At 67.5% G+C, this 5446-nt stretch carries 7 protein-coding genes; 3 read left to right on the top strand and 4 right to left on the bottom strand.

What is annotated here, in order from left to right:
• Positions 1 to 1230 (top strand): hypothetical protein (locus AC1D01_RS18875; RefSeq protein ID WP_477868944.1); only part of this gene is annotated, 1230 nt, incomplete at its 5' end.
• On the opposite strand, the gene AC1D01_RS18870 is transcribed toward AC1D01_RS18875, so the two are convergent.
• Positions 1225 to 2151: a LysR family transcriptional regulator gene (locus AC1D01_RS18870; RefSeq protein ID WP_477868942.1), complete on the bottom strand. Its 927-nt coding sequence runs from the start codon at positions 2149 to 2151 to the stop codon at positions 1225 to 1227. The two genes, AC1D01_RS18875 and AC1D01_RS18870, sit on opposite strands and share 6 nt — an antisense overlap.
• A gap of 101 nt (positions 2152 to 2252) precedes the next feature.
• Between AC1D01_RS18870 and AC1D01_RS18865 the strand changes: the two genes are divergently transcribed.
• On the top strand, positions 2253 to 3266 hold the full coding sequence (locus AC1D01_RS18865; RefSeq protein WP_477868940.1) for an NADP-dependent oxidoreductase: 1014 nt from the start codon (positions 2253 to 2255) through the stop codon (positions 3264 to 3266).
• Between the two features lie 10 nt (positions 3267 to 3276).
• On the opposite strand, the gene AC1D01_RS18860 is transcribed toward AC1D01_RS18865, so the two are convergent.
• Both AC1D01_RS18860 and AC1D01_RS18855 read right to left on the bottom strand, forming a co-directional pair.
• Positions 3277 to 3918 carry a glutathione S-transferase family protein gene (locus AC1D01_RS18860; RefSeq protein ID WP_477868938.1) on the bottom strand — a complete coding sequence of 214 codons (642 nt, stop codon included), beginning with the start codon at positions 3916 to 3918 and terminating at the stop codon, positions 3277 to 3279.
• A 33-nt stretch (positions 3919 to 3951) separates the two neighbouring features.
• Positions 3952 to 4836, bottom strand: a complete 885-nt coding sequence (locus AC1D01_RS18855) for a helix-turn-helix transcriptional regulator (RefSeq protein ID WP_477868936.1) — start codon at positions 4834 to 4836, stop codon at positions 3952 to 3954.
• Between AC1D01_RS18855 and AC1D01_RS18850 the strand changes: the two genes are divergently transcribed.
• Positions 4835 to 5266, top strand: a complete 432-nt coding sequence (locus AC1D01_RS18850) for a hypothetical protein (RefSeq protein WP_477868934.1) — start codon at positions 4835 to 4837, stop codon at positions 5264 to 5266. The genes AC1D01_RS18855 and AC1D01_RS18850 overlap by 2 nt on opposite strands.
• A 25-nt stretch (positions 5267 to 5291) precedes the next feature.
• On the opposite strand, the gene AC1D01_RS18845 is transcribed toward AC1D01_RS18850, so the two are convergent.
• A complete protein-coding gene (locus AC1D01_RS18845) occupies positions 5292 to 5432 on the bottom strand; it encodes a helix-turn-helix domain-containing protein (RefSeq protein WP_477868946.1) in 141 nt (46 codons plus the stop codon).
• Positions 5433 to 5446: the final 14 nt, after the last annotated feature.

Below are 5446 nucleotides of genomic sequence, written 5' to 3'. Positions count from 1 at the left end.
GGCCTGGCCGGTGCGGCTGCGGGTGCCGGTATCGGCTACGGCATGCACCGGGCGCACAACTATTTCAGGGGTGAGCCGGTCGACGATGCGTCACAAGACCACAACCCGGTCTATTCGCAACTGGACGCGTTGGAACGAGGACAGGCTCACGACGCCGTCTCCTCGCATGCCACCAGCACGTCGGCCGTGGCCCGCCCTTCATCCGGACCCTCGGTGTCCGAGCGTTGGAACCACCGTGGTCCGGAGAAGTGGCGTGAGTTCGTGGATGAAAGGCATGCCAATCATGAATCGGGTCCGTTGGTCTATGACCGCACGGGCCCCGGAGAAACAGCGGGCCGGCGGACCCTCGGCAGAGGCGAGCCCGGTGCACTGTCGAGCTTCCTCGATGCAGATCGGCAAGCGCTGGACGTTCTGAATGAACAGCGCCCTGTCGATGCACGGGACTACGCGCGTTTGCATCGCACCCTCGTCACCCCTCTCCTCTCGAGTCGCGCCACGGCAGGCGACTATCGAAACGGCCCAGCCACCTGGCAGACCGACAGCGAAATCACACGAGAAACAGGCGCCAATCTCACAGGACTGGGGCTGTCGGTTGAACCCTCGGGGGACGGGAGGAGCCGCATCTCGACCGGCCCGGCGGAGGCATCGGACCTGGCTTGGCGGCGCCGCATTCAAACGCTTTTCGATGCCTACCATGAGGACCTCGATGGCGGCAAATCACCCTCGCTCGCCGTGGCAAGACTGGCGCGCAGGCTGGATGCGGAACATGCCTTCAATGACGGCACTGGTCGTGTCAATCGACTGACGATGAACATGCTGCTGACGCAGTCAGGCGGCATGCCGGTCTCCATGGGGCATACCAACATGCCCACGGAAATGTCGGACCAAGGACTGGCCAACTATCTTGAAAGCCAGCAGGAACTGGCGCGATCGCGGCCGGCCGGCAATCAAGAGCAGGTCGATGCATTGCACCAAGCCGCCAGAGAGCTGAGAGAGCTTGAAGTGACGATCGCGCGAGCCAGCAGTGAGAAAAATCACATGGGTGCGGCGATCGCTGAAAGGAGACTTCCTGACGTGGAATCCCGTTTGCTGAAAGCCGGCACGAATCAGGTTTCACCCTCTGCATCGGCCGATGCATCATCGCTTTCCGGATCAGGCCGCGACAGTGACAGCAAGGGCAAGGAACTCGCGCAGGACGGCGAAGACGACGAATCGTTGTTGTTGCTATAGAGGGTGCTCAGCCCGGAGCCTCAACAGCTCGTCCAGAAACGCGACGAACGCCTTGACGTTCGGGTTGCCGCGCCGGCTCTCGGGCCAGACGGCGGTGATCGCCGATCGGTCGATCGAGAACTCGCCGAGGACGGGCAGCAGCAGTCCGCGCTCCACGTACGGGGCCGCGATCCACGACGCCGTCATGCCGATGCCGCCACCGGCCGCCAGCACCTCGACGACCGCGTCGCTCACGTCCACCACGATCGCGGCTTCGGGCGTGAACTCGATCGTGCGGCTGCCGACCTTGAACAACCAGCGCAGCGGCTGCCCCGAGGTCTGGTAGCGGAAATTCACGCAGTCGTGATCCCGGAGGTCTTCCGGCTTGCGTGGCGTTCCGCGCGCCGCCAGGTAGGCCGGCGATGCGTACGCGCCGAGGTGGTTCGTCGCGAGGCCGCGCGAGATCAACGTCGAGTCGGCGAGCTGGCCGACGCGGATCGCCACGTCGATGCCTTCCTCGACGAGGTTGACGAAGCGGTCGTTCAGCCGCAGGTCGATGCGGAGCTTCGGGTAGCGACGCCGGAACTCCGGCAGCGCCGGCGCGAGCAGGCGCGTGCCGATGGGCAGCGGCGCGGCGATCTTCAGCGTGCCGGAGGGCTCGGCCCGCACCGCGGCTGCCGACTGGACCACCTCTTCGGCGGCGCGCAGCAGGACCAGGGCCCGCTCATGCAGCTCGCGCCCCTCCGGCGTCAGCACCAGCGAGCGGGTCGTTCGCGTGAACAGGCGCAGCCCCAGCTGCTGCTCCAGGCGCTGGATCGTCTTGCTGACGGCCGATGGCGACACCGACAGCGAGCGTGCCGCCGCCGTGAAGCTGCCGTACGAGGCCGCGCGCGCAAACGCGACGATGCCGGTCAGGCGTTCCAGGCTGATTTGTTCCGTCATGGCACTTGTCAAGTGAGTTGCCCAAGGATTATCAAACGGGTGGCGGATATCCACACTTCGCTTCAACGCAATTCGCGGTGAACACGGTGAAGGAGATGGCGATGACGACGAAGACGATGAAGGCGATCCGGCTGCACGAGTTCGGTGGTCCACAGGTGCTGCGCTGCGAAGATGCCCCGATGCCCGCGCTGAAGCCGGGCGAGGTGCTGGTTCGCGTTCACGCGGTGGGCATCAACCCGCCCGACTGGTACTTGCGCGAGGGGTACAGGAACCTGCCTTCCGAGTGGCGGCCGCGGGTGCCCTTCCCCGTCATTCCCGGGACGGACGTGTCGGGCGTCGTCGAGGCGGTTGCCGGCGAAGTCGATCGCTTCGCGGTGGGCGATGAGGTGTTCGGCATGGTCCGGTTCCCCGGCCTCAAGGGCGAGGGAGCGGCGTATGCGGAGTACGTCGCGGCGCCAGCGTCAGAGCTGGCGCACAAGCCTGCCGGCATCGATCACGTGCACGCCGCGGCGGCACCGATGGCCGGACTCACCGCGTGGCAGTACCTGATCGAGCTGGGACACGATCAACCCAACCCGCTTCAAGCGGAGCGTCATCACCCGGTGCCGCTCGACGGCCGGAAGCTGCTCGTCAATGGCGCGGCGGGCGGCGTCGGGCACCTGGCATTGCAAGTGGCGAAGTGGCAAGGCGCGCACGTCATCGCGGTGGCCTCGGGTAGGCACGAATCGTTCCTGCGCGGACTCGGGGCGGACGACTTCATCGACTACACCCGCAGCGCGCCCGAGGACGTGGCGCGCGATCTCGACCTGGTCGTCGACACCCTCGGCGGCCCCACCACCGGCCGCTTCCTGCGCACGCTCAAGCGCGGCGGCGCGTTGTTCCCGGTGTTCATCGGCTTCTCCGAGGCGGACCGAGCCGCGGAGCTGGGCATCACCGTCTCGATGACGCAGGTGCGCTCGAGCGGATCGCAGCTCGCGGCGTTCGGGAAGCTGCTCGATGCAGGGACGGTACGCGTCGCCATCGACAGCACGTTCGCGCTGGCGGATGCCCAGCACGCGCACGAGCGCGCCGCCCGCGGGCACATCCAGGGGAAGATCGTGCTGACGGTCGCGTGAGGGGAATGCCTCAGCTCAGCATCGGCGTCAGGTCTGGATCTCCCTTGGCCATCGCCCGCCGATAGGCCGGCCGCTCGCCGATGCGCTGCAGGTACCCCCGGATGTTCGGACAAGGCGCGAGATCGACCGGCTGAAAGAGGCGCATCGTGGTGAGCGAGACCACGCTCATGATGTCGGCCGCGCTGAACTCGCTGCCCGCGAACCAGGCCGCCTCGCCGAGCCGGGCTTCCACCAGCGCGAAGACCCGGCCGAGCCGCCCCTGCAGCGCCACCAGCACCGGGTGGTCCGCGGGGAGATTCAAGCGGCGCAGGAAGATCATGCGGACCATCGCCGGCTGCAGGTTGCCGTTGGCGAAATGGAACCAGTAGAGGAAGGATGCGAAGTCCGGATGGGCCGGGCCGGGCTTGAAGCGGCCACCGCCGTGCCTGACGATGAGGTATTCGACGATGGCCGCCGATTCGGCCAGCAACAGCTCGCCGTCCTGGATCAGCGGCGCCGAGCCGAGCGGATGCAGCGCCTTCAGGTCGGGGGGTGACAGCAGCGAGACCGGCTCGCGTGTGTAGTGCCGCAGTTCGTAGGGCAGGCCCAGCTCTTCGCAGAGCCAGACGATGCGTTCGGATTGGGAATGGCCGAGGTGGTGGATCGTGAGCATGGGAGTCGGTGGATGTGAGAGGGGTTGAAAGCGTCAGCTCGCGCGGTCATGGCCGCGGACGGCCGTGGGCGCAAAGCCGAAGCGATGCCTGAAGCGCACGGCGAACCGGGACGGGGATTCATAGCCCACCGAGAGCGCGATTTGAGAAACGGACTGCGTCGTGGCCTGCAGCAGCGTCAGCGCGGTGGCCATCCGGGCATCGGCCAGCAGATCGGTCAGCGACGTGCCCTCGGCGGCAAGGCGCCGGCGCAGCGTGGCCTCGGACAGCGCCAGGTCGCCGGCCACCCTGCCTGCCGGCCACGCCTCGTCGAGGCGACCGGCGATCAACGCGCGCAGCCTGACCGAGGCGCTCGGATGGACCGGGGAGCTGCGCAGCACGATGCCTTCTTCGAGCAGCCACTGCATCACCTCCAGCACGCGCAGGCGCACCACGGCGTCAGGCAGTTCCTCGCCGAGCGCCAGGGCATGACAGGCCCGATCGAAAGCGTCGGCCAGGTTCGCCGGAACCCGTCGCAGCAGCTGCGCCGACGCCGGCGTCTTGCCCGGTGGCTCGACCTGCGAGGCCATGCCGAGGTAGTGGGCGTCGGCCAGCAGCGCGTCATCGAACAACAGCCAGCGCGCCTCGTAGTGCGTGCCGTCCGGCACCGAGTTCGTGAAGTCGACGGTCTGGTTGCCGCCGAGCGTCACGCCCTGCCCCCGCACGGCCCGGACGGAAGCACCTCGCGCCGTGCGGATGGCCTTGATGCCCCGGTCGACGAGGATCAGCGCGGGCTGATCCACGCGCATGCGCAGGATCTCCAGGCCCTGCCCTTGCAGCACGTGGGCCGCGATGCCCACGCCGGCGCGGACGTGCAGGCTTCGCGCCAGCTCGGCACCATCCGGCAACTCGCGCAGGCGTGGGGTGTGGCTTGAAAGCATGTCCTGGATCGGGAGTTGGAACGCGTCCAGTCTAGGGTCCGAGGCACCACCGTTCGGTGCGGCATCCATCGGACTTGGTGCCGATCCGATCGAGTTGATGTTCATGCTTGGCGGCATGCGACACATCCCGACGTCCACCGAGAAGGTGGAGCAATCTGAGCAGGCCGAGGACGGCGTGGCCTTGCTGCGCAGCAGGATCGCCGCGTTTCAGGCCCTGGCGGTCGAGGGCGGCCAGGGCATCGAAATGACGGGCCCGGAGATGCTCGCCGGCTGGACGACGATGCGGTGCACTTCCACACGGGCCTGCCTCTGGTGGGGAACCGGACGGTTCAGGGGTGCGGAGCTGCAGCGTGCGGCGAAGGACGGTGCGCGGTACTCGCCGGCTCGGGATGAGCTGGTGTATCCGCCGACGAAGACCCAGGGCCAGTGAACGCTACGGGCGTCGTGACACGGACTCACTGCGCGACATACCGCCCCGGTGTGGTCCCCATCGCCTTGCGGAACATCGTCACGAAGCTGCCCGAGCTTTCGTAGCCCAGCCGCTCCGCCACCTCCCGGACCGGCGAGCCCGTGCCCAGCCATTTCACCGCCAGCATCATGTGGAGGTGCT

The organism is Rhizobacter sp. P3_B12, from assembly GCF_056402895.1.
The sequence above is the reverse complement of the archived record's forward strand: the minus strand, read 5'-3'. Positions and strand labels throughout refer to the sequence as shown.

Coding starts and splice junctions, on each gene's coding strand:
- AC1D01_RS18855 (WP_477868936.1), bottom strand. CDS start 4,836: ATGCTTTCAAGCCACACCCCACGCCTGCGCGAGTTGCCGGATGGTGCC.
- AC1D01_RS18850 (WP_477868934.1), top strand. CDS start 4,835: ATGTCCTGGATCGGGAGTTGGAACGCGTCCAGTCTAGGGTCCGAGGCA.
- AC1D01_RS18870 (WP_477868942.1), bottom strand. CDS start 2,151: ATGACGGAACAAATCAGCCTGGAACGCCTGACCGGCATCGTCGCGTTT.
- AC1D01_RS18860 (WP_477868938.1), bottom strand. CDS start 3,918: ATGCTCACGATCCACCACCTCGGCCATTCCCAATCCGAACGCATCGTC.
- AC1D01_RS18865 (WP_477868940.1), top strand. CDS start 2,253: ATGACGACGAAGACGATGAAGGCGATCCGGCTGCACGAGTTCGGTGGT.
- AC1D01_RS18845 (WP_477868946.1), bottom strand. CDS start 5,432: ATGCTGGCGGTGAAATGGCTGGGCACGGGCTCGCCGGTCCGGGAGGTG.